At 66.1% G+C, this 17,856-nt stretch carries 20 protein-coding genes; 12 read left to right on the top strand and 8 right to left on the bottom strand.

Going from position 1 to position 17,856, the window contains the following annotated elements:
- The first annotated feature begins 5 nt into the window (after positions 1–5).
- The gene (locus tag KUV82_RS01875) at positions 6–1,094 is read left to right on the top strand and encodes a glutathione S-transferase (protein ID WP_219955219.1); all 1,089 of its coding nucleotides are present in this window, start codon (positions 6–8) and stop codon (positions 1,092–1,094) included.
- Here KUV82_RS01875 and KUV82_RS01870 read toward each other — a convergent pair.
- On the bottom strand, positions 1,091–2,617 hold the full coding sequence (locus KUV82_RS01870) for a helicase HerA-like domain-containing protein (protein ID WP_219955218.1): 1,527 nt from the start codon (positions 2,615–2,617) through the stop codon (positions 1,091–1,093). The genes KUV82_RS01875 and KUV82_RS01870 overlap by 4 nt on opposite strands.
- A 111-nt stretch (positions 2,618–2,728) precedes the next feature.
- On the opposite strand from KUV82_RS01870, the gene pabB reads away from it, so the two are divergent.
- The 3 genes from pabB to arfB are packed head-to-tail and all read left to right on the top strand — an operon-like array spanning position 2,729 to position 5,604.
- Positions 2,729–4,540, top strand: a complete 1,812-nt coding sequence (pabB, locus tag KUV82_RS01865; protein ID WP_219955217.1) for an aminodeoxychorismate synthase component I — start codon at positions 2,729–2,731, stop codon at positions 4,538–4,540.
- Positions 4,537–5,199: an RluA family pseudouridine synthase gene (locus tag KUV82_RS01860; protein ID WP_219955216.1), complete on the top strand. Its 663-nt coding sequence runs from the start codon at positions 4,537–4,539 to the stop codon at positions 5,197–5,199. Before pabB ends, KUV82_RS01860 begins: the two co-directional genes overlap by 4 nt.
- On the top strand, positions 5,200–5,604 hold the full coding sequence (arfB, locus tag KUV82_RS01855) for an alternative ribosome rescue aminoacyl-tRNA hydrolase ArfB (protein ID WP_219955215.1): 405 nt from the start codon (positions 5,200–5,202) through the stop codon (positions 5,602–5,604).
- On the opposite strand, the gene KUV82_RS01850 is transcribed toward arfB, so the two are convergent.
- Positions 5,601–6,347 (bottom strand): class I SAM-dependent methyltransferase, encoded by a 747-nt coding sequence (locus KUV82_RS01850; RefSeq protein ID WP_219955214.1) that lies wholly within the window; start codon positions 6,345–6,347, stop codon positions 5,601–5,603. The genes arfB and KUV82_RS01850 overlap by 4 nt on opposite strands.
- Positions 6,348–6,519: 172 nt before the next feature.
- Here KUV82_RS01850 and rpmG point away from each other — a divergent pair, with 172 nt between their 5' ends.
- Positions 6,520–6,687: a 50S ribosomal protein L33 gene (rpmG, locus tag KUV82_RS01845; RefSeq protein ID WP_219955213.1), complete on the top strand. Its 168-nt coding sequence runs from the start codon at positions 6,520–6,522 to the stop codon at positions 6,685–6,687.
- A gap of 75 nt (positions 6,688–6,762) precedes the next feature.
- Positions 6,763–7,425, top strand: a complete 663-nt coding sequence (locus KUV82_RS01840) for a LolA family protein (protein WP_219955212.1) — start codon at positions 6,763–6,765, stop codon at positions 7,423–7,425.
- A gap of 406 nt (positions 7,426–7,831) precedes the next feature.
- Here KUV82_RS01840 and KUV82_RS01835 read toward each other — a convergent pair whose 3' ends face one another.
- Positions 7,832–9,229, bottom strand: coding sequence for an alkaline phosphatase (locus KUV82_RS01835; protein ID WP_219955211.1), 1,398 nt, complete (start codon positions 9,227–9,229; stop codon positions 7,832–7,834).
- Between the two features lie 101 nt (positions 9,230–9,330).
- On the opposite strand from KUV82_RS01835, the gene xth reads away from it, so the two are divergent.
- Genes xth through KUV82_RS01820 form a run of 3 tightly spaced genes read left to right on the top strand, consistent with a single transcriptional unit; the run spans position 9,331 to position 11,689 of the window.
- Positions 9,331–10,122, top strand: coding sequence for an exodeoxyribonuclease III (gene xth, locus KUV82_RS01830; protein WP_219955210.1), 792 nt, complete (start codon positions 9,331–9,333; stop codon positions 10,120–10,122).
- A gap of 35 nt (positions 10,123–10,157) precedes the next feature.
- Positions 10,158–11,177: a GTP cyclohydrolase II gene (gene ribA, locus KUV82_RS01825; RefSeq protein WP_258319800.1), complete on the top strand. Its 1,020-nt coding sequence runs from the start codon at positions 10,158–10,160 to the stop codon at positions 11,175–11,177.
- Positions 11,174–11,689 (top strand): GNAT family N-acetyltransferase, encoded by a 516-nt coding sequence (locus KUV82_RS01820; RefSeq protein ID WP_219955209.1) that lies wholly within the window; start codon positions 11,174–11,176, stop codon positions 11,687–11,689. The genes ribA and KUV82_RS01820 overlap by 4 nt, the downstream gene beginning before the upstream one ends.
- On the opposite strand, the gene KUV82_RS01815 is transcribed toward KUV82_RS01820, so the two are convergent.
- The 5 genes from KUV82_RS01815 to recQ all read right to left on the bottom strand — a co-directional run bounded on the left by KUV82_RS01815 (position 11,667) and on the right by recQ (position 15,941).
- Complete coding sequence (locus tag KUV82_RS01815) at positions 11,667–12,653, bottom strand: right-handed parallel beta-helix repeat-containing protein (RefSeq protein WP_219955208.1); 987 nt, start codon at positions 12,651–12,653, stop codon at positions 11,667–11,669. The two genes, KUV82_RS01820 and KUV82_RS01815, sit on opposite strands and share 23 nt — an antisense overlap.
- A gap of 62 nt (positions 12,654–12,715) precedes the next feature.
- The gene (locus tag KUV82_RS01810) at positions 12,716–12,982 is read right to left on the bottom strand and encodes a hypothetical protein (protein WP_219955207.1); all 267 of its coding nucleotides are present in this window, start codon (positions 12,980–12,982) and stop codon (positions 12,716–12,718) included.
- Position 12,983: 1 nt separating this feature from the next.
- The gene (locus KUV82_RS01805; RefSeq protein ID WP_219955206.1) at positions 12,984–13,178 is read right to left on the bottom strand and encodes a toxin-antitoxin system HicB family antitoxin; all 195 of its coding nucleotides are present in this window, start codon (positions 13,176–13,178) and stop codon (positions 12,984–12,986) included.
- A gap of 19 nt (positions 13,179–13,197) precedes the next feature.
- The gene (locus KUV82_RS01800) at positions 13,198–14,109 is read right to left on the bottom strand and encodes an SPFH domain-containing protein (protein WP_258319799.1); all 912 of its coding nucleotides are present in this window, start codon (positions 14,107–14,109) and stop codon (positions 13,198–13,200) included.
- A 59-nt stretch (positions 14,110–14,168) separates the two neighbouring features.
- Positions 14,169–15,941, bottom strand: coding sequence for a DNA helicase RecQ (gene recQ / locus KUV82_RS01795; RefSeq protein WP_219955205.1), 1,773 nt, complete (start codon positions 15,939–15,941; stop codon positions 14,169–14,171).
- 120 nt (positions 15,942–16,061) lie between these two features.
- On the opposite strand from recQ, the gene KUV82_RS01790 reads away from it, so the two are divergent.
- From KUV82_RS01790 to KUV82_RS01780, 3 genes are all read left to right on the top strand, one after another.
- Positions 16,062–16,358 (top strand): hypothetical protein, encoded by a 297-nt coding sequence (locus KUV82_RS01790; protein ID WP_219955204.1) that lies wholly within the window; start codon positions 16,062–16,064, stop codon positions 16,356–16,358.
- A gap of 92 nt (positions 16,359–16,450) precedes the next feature.
- The gene (locus tag KUV82_RS01785) at positions 16,451–16,666 is read left to right on the top strand and encodes a hypothetical protein (protein ID WP_219955203.1); all 216 of its coding nucleotides are present in this window, start codon (positions 16,451–16,453) and stop codon (positions 16,664–16,666) included.
- The gene (locus KUV82_RS01780) at positions 16,663–17,853 is read left to right on the top strand and encodes an acyl-CoA dehydrogenase family protein (protein ID WP_258319798.1); all 1,191 of its coding nucleotides are present in this window, start codon (positions 16,663–16,665) and stop codon (positions 17,851–17,853) included. The genes KUV82_RS01785 and KUV82_RS01780 overlap by 4 nt, the downstream gene beginning before the upstream one ends.
- Positions 17,854–17,856: the final 3 nt, after the last annotated feature.

Genomic DNA, 17,856 nt, shown 5'->3' with positions numbered 1-17,856 from the left:
CCACAATGACCGACATCCTCTACGGAGCGCCGCTGTCGCTCTATTCCGGAAAGGCGCGCGCCTATCTCGACTGGAAGGGCATCGATTATGAAGAGCGCCTGTCCACGCCGGATGTCTACCGCACGGTTATCGTCCCGTCCGTCGGGCGCCCCGTCATCCCGGTCATGCAGACAGCGGACGGCCGGATCATCCAGGACACCACCTGCATCATCGATCACTACGAGGCGCTTGCGCCCGAGCCTTCGGTCTATCCGCAGGGCCCGCGCCAGCGCCTCGCCGCGCTGCTGCTCGAAGCCTTTGGCGACGAGTGGCTGGTTATCCCGGCGATGCACTATCGCTGGAACTACAACGAGGAGTGGGCCTACTCCGAATTCGGCACGGTCGCCCTTCCCGACGGCACGCCAGAAGAGCAGTACGCACTCGGCAAGGAACGCGCCGGGCCGTTTCGCGGCTCGCTTCCGATGCTCGGTGTGACGCCCGAGACCATCCCCGCCATCGAGTCCGCTTACGAAGCGCTGCTGGCAGACCTGTCGGCGCATTTCGAACAGCACGATTTCCTGCTGGGTTCGCGCCCCTCGATCGGCGACCTCGGGTTCATCGGCCCGCTCTACGCTCACCTCTACCGCGACCCGGCCTCGGGCGAGATCATGGAGCGCCTCGCCCCGCGGGTCGCCGCCTGGGTGCGGCGGATGGTCGAAGTCGGAACGCCGGGAAGCGGGCACTTCCTCGATGACGACACGTTGCCCGATACCTTGCGGCCTATCCTCGCGCGCCAGATGGCCGAGCAGGTCCCGCACCTGCAGCAGGTCGCTGCCATGCTCGGTGAATGGGCCAGCGCCAACGAAGGCGACGAACCGCCCCGAGCGCTCGGCATGGCGGGTTTCACCATGCAAGGGACCGAAGGCCAGCGCCTCGCCTTCCCCTTCAGCCTGTGGATGCTCCAGCGCGCGCTCGACTATTACCGCAGCCTCGACGCCGAGGGGCAGGCCGCGTGCGACGCGCTGCTGTCAGAGATCGGCGGCGACGCCTTTGCCAATTTCGACCTGCCAGTGCGGCTGACCTTCACCGACCACCGCCTGCGAATCCAGCACTAGCGCATCAGCCCGCCGACGATATTGCGCACGAAGGCGTTGAGCCCGGTGCGCACCGGATCGGCGCTCGATTTCTTGCCCAGCACCTTAGCCACTGCGATCGAGGTCAGCGACCCCGCCGCAGCGGTTGCCGCGGCCCTGCCGGCCTTGGTCCACATCGAGGTCGACTTGCGCTCGCGCTTGCCGACTTCCTCGCGGCCCTTCTCCTCGACTTCTTTTGCGGTTTCCGCTGCATCGGCGGCCTTCTGCGCCAGCACTTCTTCCGCGCTTTCGCGGTCGACGGCCTCGTCGTACTTGCCGTCCAGATCGCTGACCGAATTGACGATCGCACGCTCCTTCTTGGTCACCGGGCCGAGGCGCGAATGCGGCGGCTTGATGAGCGTGCGCTGCACTACGGACGGCGCGCCGTCCTCGTCGAGGGTGGAGACCAGCGCTTCGCCCACCTTGAGCTCGGTGATCGCCTGTTCAACATCGAGTTCGGGATTGATGCGGAAGGTTTCCGCCGCCGCCTTGATCGCCCGCTTGTCGCGCGGAGTGAAGGCGCGCAGCGCGTGCTGGACCCGGTTGCCCAGCTGGCCGGCGATCTTTTCCGGGATGTCGATCGGATTCTGGGTGACGAAATAGACCCCCACTCCCTTCGAGCGGATCAGGCGAACCACCTGCTCCACCTTGTCCTCCAGCGCTTCCGGCGCGTCGTCGAACAGGAGGTGCGCCTCGTCGAAGAAGAAGACGAGCTTCGGCTTTTCGGGGTCGCCGACCTCGGGCAGGCTTTCGAACAGTTCGGCAAGCAGCCAGAGCAGGAAGGTCGCATAGAGCTTGGGCCCGCGCATCAGCTTGTCGGCGGCGAGCACGTTGATCACGCCGCGGCCCTGTTCGTCGACGGAGAGGAAATCGTCGATCTCGAGCGCCGGTTCGCCGAAGAACATGTCCGCGCCCTGGCTTTCGAAGCTCAGGAGCTGGCGCTGGATCGCGCCGACGCTCTGCTTCGACACATTGCCGTACTTGCCCGATAGGTCCTTCGCGTTCTCGTAGGCGAAGGTCAGCATCGCCTGCAGGTCGCCGAGGTCGAGCAGCAGGAGGTTGTTCTCGTCGGCGTAGCGGAAAACGATATTGAGCACGCCCTCCTGCGTTTCATTCAGATCGAGCAGCCGCGCGAGCAGCAGCGGGCCCATTTCCGAGATCGTTGTTCGGATCGGGAAACCCTGTTCGCCGTAGAGGTCCCAGAAGACTGCCGCGTTGTCGGCATAGGCATAGTCCTCCATGCCCAGTTCCTTGGCGCGGCCTTCCAGCTTGTCGGCGTGCTTGAACTGGGGCGATCCGGCCATGGAAATGCCGGCGAGGTCGCCCTTCACATCGGCAACGAAGACCGGGACCCCGGCAGCGGAGAAGCTTTCGGCAAGCCCCTGGAGCGTCACGGTCTTGCCGGTGCCGGTCGCGCCCGCGATCAGCCCGTGCCTGTTGGCCTGGTCCAGCCTGAGGTGCTGGTTTTCGCCATTGCCGCCCAATCCAAGGAAAATCTCGCTCATCCGCGCCCGCTCCTGAGTGCTCGTTGTTTGCACGGCGGTGTGGCGCAGGCTTGTGGGCGCGGTCAAGCAATCCCTCGACAGCGCCGCGCCAAGCGGTAAAGGCTGGCACCGATGGCGGAGAGGCATCCCTTTGTCCTGCTCGACGATGCGCGCGAAAGCGGCGCAGCCGATGCGTTGCTGTTCGAAAACCCGCGCGAGGTGTTCGTCGCGCACCAGCCCGACCAAGTCGAAGAGGCGCTCGCAGCGGCCGAAGCGGCCCGCGCCGCTGGCGGCGAGATCGCCGGCTACATCGCCTACGAAGCCGGCCTCGCGCTCGAAGAGAAGCTCAAGCCACTCGCCGATGCCCGTGCCGGTGGGTCCGGTCCGCTGGTGTGGTTCGGCCTGTTCGACGCGCCCGAACGGATTGCCGCGGCCGACATGCCCGGTTGGCTTGCCGGGCGGGCTGAGGGGCCCGGCAGCGTTGGCCCGCTCGACCCGCAGATTTCGCAGGGCGGCTATGAGCAGGCTTTCGAGGCGCTGCAGGACGCCATCCGCGCCGGCGACATTTACCAAGCAAACCTGACCTTCCCGCTGGCGGGCAATTTCACCGGGGACCCGCTCGGGCTGTATGCTGCGCTGCGCCCCGCGGCCAAGGCGGGATATGGCGGGGTGATCTACGACGGGTCGCACTGGCTTTTGAGCCTGAGCCCCGAATTGTTCGTATCGCTCAAGGGGAGCGAGGCGAAGGCCAAGCCGATGAAGGGCACGCGGCCGCGCGGAGCCGACGAAGCCTCCGACCGCGCGCTGGCCGAAGAACTCGCCGCCTCGGTCAAGGACAAGGCCGAGAACCTGATGATCGTCGACCTCATGCGCAACGACCTCAGCCGGGTGGCCGAGGCGGGCAGCGTGCGGGTGGACGAGCCCTTCGCGATCGAAACCTATCCCACCGTCCACACCATGGTGAGCGCGGTTCGCGCACGGCTCCAGGACGGCGCTGGCGCGGTCGACCTGGTCCGCGCGCTGTTTCCCTGCGGCTCGATCACCGGCGCCCCGAAGATTCGCGCGATGGAGCTGATAGACCAGGTCGAACGCGATCCGCGCGGCCCCTATTGCGGGGCCCTCGGCCGGATCGGCGCCGATGGGGACGCAGCCTTCAACGTCGCCATCCGCACGCTGCGCCTGACAGAGATCGAGAACGCGCGCGGCAAGGCCGTGCTCGGCGTTGGCGGGGCGATCGTGGCCGATAGCGAAGCGCGCAGCGAATGGCGCGAAGCGGTGCTGAAGGGCGCCTTTGCGCGCGCGTCCTCGCCCGAGAATCGTGCCGCGCAGTTCGACCTGATCGAAACCATGCGTTTCGCCCCCGACGAGGGCATCGCCTTCCTCGAGGCCCATCTCCTGCGCATGAAAACCAGCGCCGCCGAGCTCGGCTTCTCCTTCGACCGGCACGAGGCGCGCAACCAGCTCCATGCGCTGTGCTTCGTGCTCGAGAAGCCAAGCCGCGTCCGCCTGCTCGCCGCGCGCTCGGGCGCCATTGCGCTCGAAGCGCACGCAATGCCCGAAGCCTGGCCCGAGCCTGCCGAATGCATCGTCCTGCCCTTGCCGGTCGATCCGGGCGACTGGCGCCTCAGGCACAAGACGACCGACCGCGGTTTTTACGAAGCGGGCCAGCGCGTCGCGCGAGAGCAGGGCGCACAGGAGGCGCTGTTCGTACGCGAGGACGGGCTGCTGACCGAAGGCTGCGTCACCAGCATTTTCGTACGCGGGGAGGACGGCGTCCTGCTGACCCCGCCGGCAAAGCTTGGCCTCCTGCCCGGTGTCTTCCGCCAGACACTGCTCGATGAAGGCAAGGCGCGCGAGGCGAACTTGCGCATCGAGGACTTGGAAAACGGCTTCTTCCTCGGCAATGGGCTGCGTTTGATGATGGACGCAAGGCTCAAGACATGACGCAGATCCCGATCCTGTTCGAAGACGGCGAAGCGCTGGTGATCGACAAGCCTGCTGGCCTGCCGATCGAGCGCCCGCGCCGCGGCGGCCCGTCCCTTGACGACCATTTCGAGGAGCTGAAACTCGGCTTCCAGCGTCCGCCCGTGCCGGTCCACCGGATCGATACCGATACCAGCGGCTGCCTGCTGCTTGCCCGCAATCCCAAGGCGCTGAAGCGCTTTGCCAAGGCCTTCGAAGAGCGCCTCGTCGAGAAACGCTACCTTGGCGTGCTGTCCGGCGTGCCGAGCGAAGCTGAGGGGACGATCGAGCTTTCGCTGTCCAAGATCAGCAGCGCCGAGAAGGGCTGGCGGATGATCGCCGCGAAGAAGGGCAAGCCCTCGATTACCCATTGGCGCGTGCTTTCAGAAGTGGACGGCAAAGCGCTGCTCGAGTTCCGCCCCGAGACCGGCCGCACGCACCAAATCCGCGTCCATTGCGAGGCCGGGCTCGGCATGTCGCTCTTGGGCGACCCGGTCTACGGCAACGGGAAAGGCGCGCCGCGCACCATGCTCCACGCCGCGGCCATCACCATCCCGCGCGAGGGCAAGCCGCCGATTGCCGCCAGTGCTCCCCTGCCGCAGGACTTCGCCTCCCTCGGCTTCTCCGATGGCCAGGACTGAATGGGACGCATAGCCGACAAGGCTCTCGAAATCGCGGAGGAGAAGTTCATCGCCTCCTCCGGCCCCGGCGGCCAGAACGTCAACAAGGTCGCCACCGCCGTTCAGCTGCGCGTCGATGTGTTCCAGCTTGGCATGCCGCCCGATGCCTTCGAGCGGCTGAAGGAGGTCGCGGGCAGCAAGCTCACCAAGGGCGGCGAGATCGTGCTGACCGCGAACGAATACCGCACGCAGGAACAGAACCGCGAGGCCGCGCGCGAGCGGTTGGTGGCCCTCCTCAACGAAGCGCTGACACCGCCCAGAAAACGCAAGAAGAGCCGCGTCAACCGCGTCGGCAAGGTAAAGCGCCTCAAGGCCAAGAAAGTGCGCGGCGAGGTCAAGGCCAACCGCGGCAAGGTGCGCTTCTAGGGGCGCCTTGCCTCGATCACCAGGAATGTCGGGATCGTCGAGTTGCGCCGGAATTTCTCCGGATCGATCGCTTCCAGCTCCGGAGCGGGCCGCGTCTCGGTCAGGCGCTCGAGCACGAAGCCGGCCGCGAGCAGCGGATTGATGATTTCCTCGACCGAGCGATAGTGATCCGGGACCGCAACGGGCTCACTGGTGAATCCGCGCCATTCGGCCACGCATTCCTGGATACCGAAAGCGCTCTCGGGCTTGAACCAGAGATAGGCTCCAAGTGGGTGCTGTACTGAAACAACCAGACGTCCGCCCGGCCGCAGGAGACGAAGAAACCCGGCCAGTGGCACCGACCAGTCGCGCACGTAATCGAGGGCGAGCGACGATGCGACAAGGTCGAAACTGGCATCGCCCCAGTCGTCGAGCGGTTCGTCCAAATCGTGTTCGACGACCTGCCAGCCATCGGTCCATGTTTCGAGACGCTGGCGCGCAATTGCTACCATCGCCGGACTAACGTCGACGCCAACCACCCGGCGCGCTCCGCCCAGCAGCGCATCGCGCATGAGGAAGCCGGGGCCGCATCCTGCCTCGAACACGTCCAGCCCCTTGAACGAGCCGATCGCGGCGCGGATTGCCGGATGCTCGTTATAGCCGTTCTCGGCCTTTGTTTCGGACCGGTCAGAATAGCCCTGCGCGAGGCGGTCATAGGCGTCCCGCGCGACAGGACCGGTTGGCGGAAAGCGAGACTGAGGCATGGCTTGCGCGATAGGAAAGCAGCGTGCCGCCTGCAAGCTCCGGATGGCTTGACTTTTCCCCGTGAATCACCCAAAGGGCGCGCCGGACGGCGGTGCAGCTCGCGCCGCCCTTATTATTTCGGCCCGTCCATTGGCTTGGGCGGCCCTTTTCGAAAGATCTTAGGAACACGCCATGGCGAAGCCCGCAACCGTCAAGATCAAGCTCGTCTCGACCGAAGGAACGGGCTTCTACTACGTGACCAAGAAGAACCCCCGTAACCACACGGAAAAGTTCTCCTTCCGCAAGTACGATCCCGTCGCGCGCAAGCACGTCGAGTTCAAGGAAGCCAAGATCAAGTAAGGCCCGCCCTGTCTGAACAGTGGGAACTTCCCGGGTTCAGTGAGGGTTCAACGCTCCGACGTGATACGAAGGAGCATGACCAACTTGTCTTCGACATCGAAAACCTCGATCCGCGCCGCGCTGGCCCTTTCGCTGGCTGCGGCGCTTCCTGCGTCCGCGATCCTCGCGCCCGCCCCGGTTGAGGCCGCCGCCGGCGATCTCGACCGCGCGGTGACCGCGCTGCGCGGCATTTCCACCATGCGCGCCGATTTCGTGCAGACCGACCGCACGGGCCAGACCGTGCGGGGCGTGATGACGCTGAAGCGCCCGGGCAAGATCCGGTTCCAGTACGAAAAGGGCGTACCGATGCTGGTCGTCTCGAACGGCCGCTCGCTCTACATGGTCGACTACGAGGTAAACCAGGTCCAGCGCTGGCCGATCAAGAATTCGCCGCTCGGCGCCCTGCTCGATCCCTCGCGCGACGTGAAGCAATACGGCCGCGTCGTGCCGACCAGCCATCCGGATGTGGTCAGCATCGAAGTGCGCGATCCCAAACGGCCCGAGTTCGGCGTCATCACGCTGATCTTCGCGCGCGACGGCTCGGCACCCGGCGGCCTGCGCCTGACGCATTGGGTTTCGCTCGATTCGCAGAATCACCGGACCACGGTGCGCCTTGCAAACCAGCGCTACGGCGTGGCCGTTGCGGACAGCGCGTTCAGCTTCCGCGACCCGCGCCGCTCGTCCCGTCGCCCGGGATAAACGCTTCGGCGGCGAGCGGTGGTATCTATGCGATATCCCGCCTCACGACGTTCATTGAAGAGCAAGCGCAAGCCGAATAATCTTCACTTCACGAGACGACACAAGACGGTTTCCCCCCTGTTGACCGCCTTGACCTGGTTCTTCTCGTTCCAAGCGTGACGAACGCTCACAGGAAACCCTCGTGCCAATGCCCCCGGCGCGAGGGTTTTTTGTGTTTTTGTCGGGTGCGCCTTCGACATCCGTCGAAGGCTTGCTGCTCCGTCCCGCTCCCCCTCCCGACCACCCGATCAGAATAATGCCATGGGTGGTCGGGAGGGGGAGCGGGACGGAACAGTCGAAGTGAAGCGCGGATGCGCTTCACGCACGCAACAAGGACTCTGAAGATTAGAACCCTTCGACCCTTTCCCTACTCTTCCCAGCCAAACGCCTTGCGGATCACATTGTAGATCCGGTTCTGCTCCATCACCCCGCGCACGTTTTCGGCGCCCGGTCCGTTAGCGTAGAGCGCAACGTCTTCTCCGGCGTGGGTTTCGGAATCGAGGGGGATCGCCGCCTGCTGGCTCGCCTTCACCCCGGTTTCCGGCATGGGCCGTTCGCCTTCGAAAGCGCCCATGCCGTTGGCGTAGCCAAGCGTCGTGTAGGGCTTGCCGTCGGCGGCGAGCGAGGGGCCATCGTCGAGCGGGTTGGAAACATAGCCCAGGATCGGATTGCCGCGCTTGGGGTAGCCCGCGATGGTGAAGACGTGGCTGTGATCGGCGGTCACCAGGATGAGCGTTTCTTCGGGGTCGGTGTTGTCGATCGCCCACTGGATCGCGCGGGCGAACTCGACCGCTTCCTCCAGCGCATAGCCCGCCTTGCCCCAGTGATGGCCGTGATCGATGCGCCCGCTTTCGACCATCAGGTAGTAGCCATCGGGATCCGTGCTGAGGCGGCCGATGGCGCTTGCGGTCATGTCGGTCAGCGTGGGTTCGCTGCTGTCCGCGGCGCGGTCGACCATGTACGTCATGTGGCTGTTCGAGAAGAGGCCGAGGACCGGCTTGTCCATCGGAGCCGCAGCCAGCGCGCTCGCGCTGTCGACATAGGTCCCGCCCGTCCTTGCGACCCAGTCGGCCGGCAGGTTCGCGTCAGCCTCCAGGCGCCACCCGTCCGCGTCGCTCCCGAAAAAGGCGGTCTTGCCGCCGCCCAGCGCCACATCGAAGGGGGCCGCGACCAGTTGCGAGGCAATGTCCGCGCAGCCAAGGCCGCGCTGGTCTTCGGGGATACCGGCGTTCGATTCCCAGTCCCGGCTGACGCTGCGCGCATAGACCGATGCTGGGGTCGCGTGGGTCATGCGCGCGGTGCTGACGATGCCAAGGGCAAGGCCGCGCTCCTTCACTTCGTCACCGAGCAGGTCCAGTTCCTCGCCCGCGCCCGACGCGCAATCCGCCAGGGTGATGCCGGGCCCATAGCCAAGCACGCCGATCTGCGTCTTCACACCGGTGTGCATCGCGCTGGCCGTGCCTGCGCTGTCGGGGACCTGCGCGTTGGTGTTGTAGGTTTTCACGAGGGCCACATTGTCGAACCTCTCGAACGGCAGGACATACTCCTCACCCGTCTGCCCCAGCTTCTGGCCCGCATAGATCCGCGCGGCGGTGACGGTGGAGATACCCATGCCGTCGCCGATGAAGAGAATGACGTTCTTCGCGCGCTTTTTCTCTGGAGCCGGAGCGGCCGCCTGCGGCGCTTCCTGCGCAGCGGTGGTCGAACACCCGCCAAGGGCCATAGCGGCAGCGCTGGTGGCAAGGCAGAGGGAGCGGAAGGTCATGCAGTATCTCCAAGTGAATGTCGCGCGCCCCTATATCAGGCCTGCGAAAGACGAAAGCATGACGCTTGCGGCGCAGGTTCGCCTCCCCTACCTCGCTCGGCATGGTCTCTATCGCTACCTGGAACATCAATTCCGTCCGCCTGCGCATGCCGATTGTCGAGCGTTTCCTTAAGGAGAGCGCGCCCGACGTCCTGTGCCTGCAGGAGATCAAGTGCCAGGAGCACCAGTTCCCCTACGAAGCCTTTCGCGAGCTCGGCTATGAGCATTTCGCGGTGCACGGCCAGAAGGGCTATCACGGGGTCGCCACGGTCGCGAAAACGCCGCTCAAGGAATTCTCGCGCCACGACTGGCAGGACAATGGCGAGGCGCGCCATGTCGGAGTGGAGCTGACCGATCATCAGGGCATGATCGTCGAGAACGTCTATGTCCCGGCCGGCGGTGACGAGCCTGACCGCGAGAAGAACCCGAAATTCGGCCAGAAGCTCGACTTCCTCGAGCGGATGACTCGCTGGGCCGATGCGGTCGACCGCCCGACGCTGATCGTGGGCGATTTCAACATCGCCCCGCTCGAAAGCGACGTTTGGAACCACAAGCAGCTGCTGAAGGTCGTCAGCCACACGCCGATCGAGGTCGAGAGCCTGCAGCGCTTCATGGACGCGCATGGCTGGGGCGATATCGGGCGCGAACACATCAAGGCGCCGGAGCGCTATTACAGCTGGTGGAGCTACCGCGCGAAGGACTGGAAGGCGAACGACCGCGGACGCCGCCTCGACCACATGTGGGCGAGCCCGGAACTCGCCAAGCAGGCCACCGGCCATTCGGTCCACGAATACGCGCGCGACTGGGAAAAGCCGTCCGACCACGTGCCGCTGGTTACGGAGTTCACGCTCTGAGCAGCCCGAGCGCCTCTCGCCGCGCGGCGCAGGCGGTGGACGCGCTGCGCCACGGCTGGCCGCTCTCTATCGAAGGCGCGCCGCTGTTGCAGCCGGTTGAGACTGCCTTTGGCGAATTGACGGGCGAGGCGATGCTGATCTCGGCCACTCGCGCCGCGACGCTGAAGCTCATCAACCAGATCGAGGCCGCTGCCCCGCGCCAGCCGGTGCTGATGCGCAGCGCGGAACTGTTCGACCTCTCCGCCGCGCTGGCCGTGGCCGACCCCGCTCTCGACATGGCCAACCCGCTCAAGGGCCCGTTCAAGGCGCTCGCGCTTGAATGGGAGGCACAGGCCAAGGCCGCACTCGAACTCGCACGCATGGCCGGGGTGCTGCCCGCCTTCCTCGTCGACCCGCAGGGCGCGGGCGAGGCGGTGACGCTGACGGCGGACGATGTCGCCGCCTATGCCGACGCCTCGCGCCTCCAGATCGCGACCCGTGCCAAACTGCCGGTGGCCGCTGCCGAGGGCGCGCGCATCGTGGCCTTCCGCAGCCCCGACGACACGCGCGAGCATGTCGCGCTGGTGATCGGCGAGCAGCGATCGGACCGCGCGCCGCTGGTGCGCCTGCACTCCGAATGCCTCACCGGCGACATCCTTGGCAGCCTCAAATGCGATTGCGGACCGCAATTGGACGCCGCCCTCCACGCCATGGCGGAAGAAGCCGACAGGGGCGGCTGGGGCGTGCTGCTCTACATGCGCCAGGAAGGTCGCGGGATTGGCCTCGTCAACAAGCTGCGCGCTTACCGCTTGCAGGACCAGGGCTTCGATACGGTCGACGCCAACACGCGGCTCGGCTTGCCCGATGAAGCGCGCGATTTCCCGACCGCTGCGCGGATGCTCGAACTGCTGGGAGTGCCCGCCATCCGGCTGATGACCAACAATCCGGCCAAGGTCGCCGCGCTCGAAGAAACCGGGGTCACCGTGACGGAGCGCGTCCCGCACGCGCTGCCCGACAACCCGCACAACGCCCGCTACCTCGCCACCAAGCGCGACCGCTCGGGCCATATTTTGTGAGCGCAGTAGCCCTCCGACCCGAGCGGGAAGAGGATACAGCGCCTATCTTCGCGCTAACCGAAGCGGCATTCCGCGACATGCCCTTCAGCGACGGGGACGAGCCCGAGCTGGTGGATCGCCTGCGCGCAGATGGCGATCTGACGTTGTCTTTGGTGGCCGAAGACACCTCCGGCCTCGTGGGCCATATCGCCTTCTCACCTGTTACCATCAGCGACGGGACCAAGGGCTGGTATGGCCTTGGCCCGATCAGCGTGCGTCCTGAACGGCAGGGCGAGCGGATCGGGACGGCGCTGATGAAGCGCGGGCTGGCCGATATGCGGGCGCTGGGCGCGAAAGGCGTCGTGCTGCTGGGCGATCCGAACTACTACGCGCGCTTCGGTTTCGAGCACGATCCGCAGCTGCGCTATCCGGGACCGCCGGCGGAGTATTTCCAGCGGCTCGTTCTGGAGGGGGTCTCGCCGAGCGGCGAAGTGAGCTATGCGCCTGCCTTCAGCGGCGCTCGAAACGCCTGACGCCTTCGCCCAGCGCGTTCTCGCCGAAGACCAGCGCATCGCCGGTCCAGTCGGCGACAAAGGCCGGGCTGCGCGACAATCCTGGCACCATGCGCGCGTCGTTCTCCGCGATGACGAGACCGTCGGAAGTGTAGCGCGCGCCTTCCGCGCCAATGGCGATCATGGTCGACCAGTTTTCCTTGTCCCGGCCCTGGACGAACCAGTTGCCGCGGATGATCCCGGTGCCGCCGTTGGGCAGGTCGATGAGATAGTTCGTGCCGCGCCCGTTGGCGTCGTCGAAGCTGCAATCCTCAACCACGATATGCGCTGCGCGCGACTTGAGATAGTGCCCGCCCTTGCCCTGTTCGAAACGGCTGCGGGTGACCGTGACGCGGCCATAGTCGCCTGCGTAGATCGAATGCGCACAGCCTGCCGAGTTTTCGCAGGTGCCGAGCCGGGTGAAGGTCGATTTGTCGACGAGAAGTTCGCTGTTCTCGCCGTTGGTGGTCATGATGCCTTGCTGGCTGTCGCGGAACCAGCTTTGCGAGACGCGCAAGGGGCCTTCTTCGAGCCGAATGCCCGCGCCATTGCCATCATCGACCGCAAGATCGGCGAAAACGATCCCTTCGACGCTGGCGCCGCGGCCACGCAGGACGAGCGCGGCCTTGCCTTCGCAGGCCTTGCCCCCAAGCAGTGCCGTGCCGGCCTCGACCGCACGGAAGTGGACGACACCTTCGCGCTGGACGGCGCATTCGTTCCAGTTGCCGGGAGCGATCAGGACCGTGCCTTCGCGGTTGCCGATCGCATCGACAGCCGCCTGCAACGATGCGTAACCCCGGCCGGTCTCGGCAACGGTGAAGCTGGCGGGGCCAGAGCCTTGTGCGAGGAGGGCCGCGACCGGAATCGCGCCTACCGCCATCACGGCCACACCGGCGAGCAGCCAGCGAGGCAGGCGCGAGGCAGGAAGGGCGAAAGGCGATACCATGGCCCGAAACCCTAGGGGCTTATGGTTAACAACGGCCTAAGGTCAGCCAAGGGAGGTCCCGGCTAGTCCTCTTCCCCCCACCGCCAGCGCCAGCCGCCGCGCGTCTTCATCGCGGTGATATAGAGAAAGGCGGCGGTCGCGGGCACGAACAGGGCGATGAAGGCGATCCAGCCCACCTCTTCATCCCAGGCGATGAACTGCGCAGCGGCGATCACCACCAGGACGTACCCGATCATGAGCGCCCAGCCCTGCCAGGCGATCGGCAGGCCCGATCCGTAGCCATAACGCTTTGGCGCGAACCAGGCTGTGTCGTGCGTCTCAGGGGTCACGTCAGTCTCCCTTCTTCGGCCGCCCGCGCTTGGGCGGCGCGCTGGCCGGCAGGTCGATGCTGCGCCTGGCCAGCGCTTCGCGCAGCAGCATTTCGATCTGGGCGTTGGCGCTGCGCAATTCGGCCGCGGCCAGCCGCTCGACCGCGGCATGGACCGCCGGATCGAGTCGCAGGGCAAAGGCCTTCTTCTTGCTCATGGCAGCGCTTGCGCTTCGGTCAGTAGAGCGAACCGGTGTTGACGACCGGATGCGCTTCCTTGTCGCCGCACAGCACGACCATCAGGTTCGAGACCATGGCCGCACGCCGTTCGTCGTCCATGTCGACAATGCCGTCCTGCGACAGCTTGGTCAGCGCATCCTCGACCATGCCGACCGCGCCGAGCACGATCTTGGCGCGCGCGGCGATGATCGCATCGGCCTGTTGGCGCTTGAGCATCGCGCTGGCGATCTCGCTGGCATAGGCGAGGTGGGTGAGCCCTGCCTCGTCCACCAGGATCCCAGCGACCTTGAGGCGGTCGTTCAGCTCCTCGAGCAGTTCGCGGTTGATGACGTCGGCACTGCCGCGCAGCGTGACCTCCTCGTTCTCGAAATCGTCATAGGGATGGCGCGAGCCGACCGTGCGCAGGCCCGCCTCGATCTGGATGTTCACGAACTCCTTGTAGTCGTCGACATCGAAGCTCGCCTGCGCCGTATCGGCGACGCGCCACACGACGTTGCAGGCGATCTCGATCGGGTTGCCGCGCAGATCGTTGATCTTCACCCGCTCGGAATGGATGTTGTGCGCGCGCACCGAGATCTTGTTCTTGCCCATCCACGGCCACACCCAGCGAAGGCCTTCGCGGCGCTCGGTTCCGCGATACTCGCCGAACAGCGTAATCACCGCCGCCTGGTTGGGCTGGATCATGAAGAAGCCCGCCGACAGGAAAGCGAGCACCAGTATCGGCAGCACGATCGCGCCGACGAAGCCCAGCTTGACGATCTTCTCCGCCCCGTCGGGCGGCAGATTGCCGGTCATGTTCCACACGACGAAAACCAGCAGCACCAGGATCGCCAGCAGCATGGGATAGCCGCTGAAGCTGTTTCCCGCGCGCTCCTCGCTGCGCTTCATTCCCTTGAGTTCGACCGACATCACCGCCGCTCCTTTCGATATAATTGTGATATCACTTTTATATCGCAGGGGTGAAAGAGTCAATATTGGCCGATGACGCGCAGGAACTGCTCTCCATAGGCTTCGAGCTTCTTGGCCCCGATACCGGGCAGGCCGCCCAGTTCGCGCAAGCTGGCGGGGCGCGCCTCGGTCATCTCGCGCAGGGTCGAATCGTGGAAGATGACATAGGGCGGGACCTGCGCTTCTTCGGCCAGCTCCTTGCGCAGCGCGCGCAGGGCCTCGAACAGCGGATTCCCCACCGGATTGGGCGTCGCGTCGCCGCGGCGTCCGCGCCGCTGGCGCTTGGGCGGCACGACGATCGCCACCGCGCTGTCGCCCTTGAGGATTTCGCGCGCCGACCCGCCCAGTGCCAGCCCGCCATGCTCGGTCGCCACCAGGTCACCGCGCGCCTGCAACGCGCGCGACAAGGGCTGGAGCAGGCGCGCCTCCTCGCCCTCGACAATACCGAACACGCTCAGCCGATCGTGGCCGCGCTGGCGCACGCGTTCGTCCTCGCTGCCGGTTAGCACTTTCTGCAAATGGCCCATGCCGAAGCTCTGGCCCGTGCGGTAAACCGCCGAAAGCAGCTTGCGCGCAAGCTCGGTGGCGTCGGTTACCTCGGGTGGCTCGAGACAGGTGTCGCAATTGCCGCAGGTGCCGGGCGGGTCCTCGCCGAAATGGCGCAGCAGGATCGCGCGGCGGCACTGGGCGGTCTCGACAAGGCCTGCCAGCGCATCGAGCCGCGCGCGTTCGGCCCCGCGCCGGGCCTCGTCCACTTCGGCCAGCCGCTGGCGCGCGGTGGCGAAATCGCCGGCGCCCCAGAACATCACCGCCTGCGCCGGGTCGCCATCGCGGCCCGCGCGGCCCGTTTCCTGGTAATAGCCCTCGATCGACTTGGGCACGCCGACATGGGCGACAAAGCGCACATCGGGCTTGTCGATGCCCATGCCGAAGGCAACCGTCGCCACGATCACCATGTCCTCGCTGGCGACGAAGGCCGCCTGGTTCGCCGCGCGCGTCTTGGGATCGAGACCGGCGTGATAGGGCAGCACGGGGCGACCGGTTGCTGCGGCAAGCTTGTCGGCGAGGTCTTCCACCTTGCGGCGGGTCGGCGCGTAGACGATGCCCGGGCCCGGCTCGCTCGCCATCAGGCTGGTGAGCTGGCGCACCGGGTTGTCGCGGTGGCGGATCGCGTAGCGGATGTTCGGCCGGTCGAACCCGGCCAGCACCAGCCCGTCCTCAGGTATGCCGAGCTGGGCCAGGACATCGGCGCGCGTTTGCCGGTCGGCAGTCGCGGTAAGCGCCAGGCGCGGCACGCCGGGAAAGCTGTCGAGCAACCCGCGCAGCATCCGGTAATCGGGCCGGAAATCATGCCCCCATTCGGACACGCAATGCGCCTCGTCGATGGCGAAGAGGCACAGCGGCGCGGCAGTGAGAAACTCGCGAAAGGCTGGCTGGCTGGCGCGTTCGGGCGCGACATAAAGAAGATCGAGTTCGCCTGCCCGAAACGCGTCCTGCGTCTCGCGCCAATCGGCGTCCGCGCTGGTCAGCGTGGCGGCGCGAATGCCGTTTGCCCGTGCGCTGCGCAGCTGGTCGTGCATTAGCGCGATCAGCGGGCTGATGACGACGCAGGTGCCGTGCAAGGTCACCGCAGGCAGTTGGTAGGTGAGCGACTTGCCGGCGCCTGTTGGCATGACCGCGAGGGTCGATTGCCCGCCGAGCACGCGCGCAACCACATCGGCCTGGCGCCCGCGAAAGGCGTCGAAGCCGAATATGCTCTTGAGTGCTTCCAGGGCGCCCACGGTACCGCTCATCCGCTGCCTGATGCCAGAGCTGCCCGCGCGCGCAACCGCCGCCGCGCGATTTTCCCCTTGCCGAGCGCCCTCGGCTTGCGCTTTACCCCCGCACCGGAGATTTGAAGAGGGAGACCGACCATGAAATTCCGTATTGCCCTGACCGTTGCCGCCACCGCCGCTCTGGCCGCCTGTGGCAGCGCCGACGACGCCTCGACCGAAGCCGAAGCCGAAAGCGTTGAAGTCGTCGCCGAAGACGCACTGGAAGGCGTTGAGGCCGAGCCGGTGGAAGACGCCGAAGCGAACGCCGATGACGGCGCCGCCGACGAAGAGACCATGGCGCCCAGCGAGCAGGCACAGATCCAGGAAGCCGGCGACGCGGCTGCCGACACCGCGGCGGCTGCCATGGACGCCATGGCTGAAGACATGGGCAACTGACCGGCAGGGGCGGGCGGACGTCCGCTCGCCCCGCAATCCGGCCTCGCCGTAAGGTCCTTTGCGCGCGCGCCGGTCCGGCCTAGCCTTGTCCCATGACCCGACTCGCCCTCGTTTGCGCGGCTTTCGCCCTGCTGCCGGCCTGCTCCGACAGCGATGAGCCGCAACCTATCGACGGCATCACGCAAAGCGAAGCGGAAGCGCTCGATGACGCAGCCGCGATCATTGACGAGCGGCAAATGCCCGAAGGCGTGTTCGGCGAAGACACACAGCAAGACACACAGAACGCGACGGGAGAGACGTCCGAATGAGTGAAGCCGCCACCGCCAACCCCGGCATGGACGCCGAGGTCTTCGACCAGTTCATCGAGCAGCTCGACCGCTATGTGCGCGAGCGGCTGATCCCGGCGGAAAAGGACGTCATCGCCAACGACAAGATCCCCGACGAGATCGTGTCGGAGATGAAGGAGATGGGCCTGTTCGGCCTGACCGTGCCAGAGGAATTCGGCGGCGCGGGTCTCAATTGCACACAGTACGCCCAGGTCGTGAAGACCATGGCCTATGCCGCACCCGCCTACCGTTCGATCTTCTCGATCAATGTCGGCATGTTCAACTCCGCCATCAAGAACGGCGGCACCGACGCGCAGAAGGCCGAATGGTGGCCCAGGATCGCCGAAGGGGCGATCGCCTGCTTCGGCCTCACCGAGCCGGGTTCGGGCAGCGACAGCGCGGCCATGGCGACCACCGCCAAGCCCGATCCCGATGGCAACGGCTGGATCCTCAACGGGACCAAGCGCTACATCACCAACGCGCCGCACGCCGAAGTCGGCCTGATCATGGCGCGCACGGAGAAAGAGGCGCTGCCCAAGAACGCGCATGTCAGCGCCTTCATCGTGCCGATGGATACGCCGGGCGTGTCAACCGGCAGCCCCGACCACAAGATGGGCCAGTCGGGTAGCCATATCTCCGACGTCATGCTCGACGATGTGCATGTGCCGGGCGAAGCGTTGCTCGGCGGCGAGACTGGCAAGGGCTTCCGCTTCGCCATGATGAGCCTCGACAACGGGCGCATTTCGGTTGGCGCGGCCAGCACCGGCTATGCCCGCCGCGCGCTCGACAGCGCGATCAAATATGCCAACGAGCGGCAGGCCTTTGGTGAACCGATCGCGAACTTCCAGCTGATCCAGCAGATGCTGGCCGACAGCTGGACCGAAATCTACGCCGCCGAAGCGATGATGGCGGACGTGACGGCGCGGGTCGACCGGGGCGAGAACACGGTCAAGCACGCCGCCGCCTTCAAGGTCTTCGCTTCCGAAATGTGCGGCCGCGTGGTCGACCGCGTGGTGCAGGTCTACGGCGGCGCGGGTTACCTCGCCGAATACGACGCCGAACGCTTCTTCCGCGATGCGCGCATCTACCGCATCTACGAGGGCACGACGCAGATCCTCCAACTGCAGATCGCCAAGCACATGCTCCGCGAATACGCTGCGAGCGTCTGACCC

Origin of the sequence: Qipengyuania flava, assembly GCF_019448255.1 — a bacterium.
Taxonomy (GTDB): Bacteria; Pseudomonadota; Alphaproteobacteria; order Sphingomonadales; family Sphingomonadaceae; genus Qipengyuania; species Qipengyuania flava_A.
The sequence above is the reverse complement of the archived record's forward strand: the minus strand, read 5'-3'. Positions and strand labels throughout refer to the sequence as shown.

What these genes read in the sequence shown, in the direction of transcription:
- rpmG (WP_219955213.1), top strand. Translation starts at nt 6,520, where the DNA reads ATGGCGAAGCCCGCAACCGTCAAGATCAAGCTCGTCTCGACCGAAGGA.
- arfB (WP_219955215.1), top strand. Translation starts at nt 5,200, where the DNA reads ATGGGACGCATAGCCGACAAGGCTCTCGAAATCGCGGAGGAGAAGTTC.
- KUV82_RS01870 (WP_219955218.1), bottom strand. Translation starts at nt 2,617, where the DNA reads ATGAGCGAGATTTTCCTTGGATTGGGCGGCAATGGCGAAAACCAGCAC.
- KUV82_RS01790 (WP_219955204.1), top strand. Translation starts at nt 16,062, where the DNA reads ATGAAATTCCGTATTGCCCTGACCGTTGCCGCCACCGCCGCTCTGGCC.
- recQ (WP_219955205.1), bottom strand. Translation starts at nt 15,941, where the DNA reads ATGAGCGGTACCGTGGGCGCCCTGGAAGCACTCAAGAGCATATTCGGC.
- xth (WP_219955210.1), top strand. Translation starts at nt 9,331, where the DNA reads ATGGTCTCTATCGCTACCTGGAACATCAATTCCGTCCGCCTGCGCATG.
- KUV82_RS01860 (WP_219955216.1), top strand. Translation starts at nt 4,537, where the DNA reads ATGACGCAGATCCCGATCCTGTTCGAAGACGGCGAAGCGCTGGTGATC.
- pabB (WP_219955217.1), top strand. Translation starts at nt 2,729, where the DNA reads ATGGCGGAGAGGCATCCCTTTGTCCTGCTCGACGATGCGCGCGAAAGC.
- KUV82_RS01835 (WP_219955211.1), bottom strand. Translation starts at nt 9,229, where the DNA reads ATGACCTTCCGCTCCCTCTGCCTTGCCACCAGCGCTGCCGCTATGGCC.
- KUV82_RS01875 (WP_219955219.1), top strand. Translation starts at nt 6, where the DNA reads ATGACCGACATCCTCTACGGAGCGCCGCTGTCGCTCTATTCCGGAAAG.
- KUV82_RS01780 (WP_258319798.1), top strand. Translation starts at nt 16,663, where the DNA reads ATGAGTGAAGCCGCCACCGCCAACCCCGGCATGGACGCCGAGGTCTTC.
- KUV82_RS01850 (WP_219955214.1), bottom strand. Translation starts at nt 6,347, where the DNA reads ATGCCTCAGTCTCGCTTTCCGCCAACCGGTCCTGTCGCGCGGGACGCC.
- KUV82_RS01815 (WP_219955208.1), bottom strand. Translation starts at nt 12,653, where the DNA reads ATGGTATCGCCTTTCGCCCTTCCTGCCTCGCGCCTGCCTCGCTGGCTG.
- KUV82_RS01800 (WP_258319799.1), bottom strand. Translation starts at nt 14,109, where the DNA reads ATGTCGGTCGAACTCAAGGGAATGAAGCGCAGCGAGGAGCGCGCGGGA.
- KUV82_RS01840 (WP_219955212.1), top strand. Translation starts at nt 6,763, where the DNA reads ATGACCAACTTGTCTTCGACATCGAAAACCTCGATCCGCGCCGCGCTG.
- KUV82_RS01785 (WP_219955203.1), top strand. Translation starts at nt 16,451, where the DNA reads ATGACCCGACTCGCCCTCGTTTGCGCGGCTTTCGCCCTGCTGCCGGCC.
- KUV82_RS01805 (WP_219955206.1), bottom strand. Translation starts at nt 13,178, where the DNA reads ATGAGCAAGAAGAAGGCCTTTGCCCTGCGACTCGATCCGGCGGTCCAT.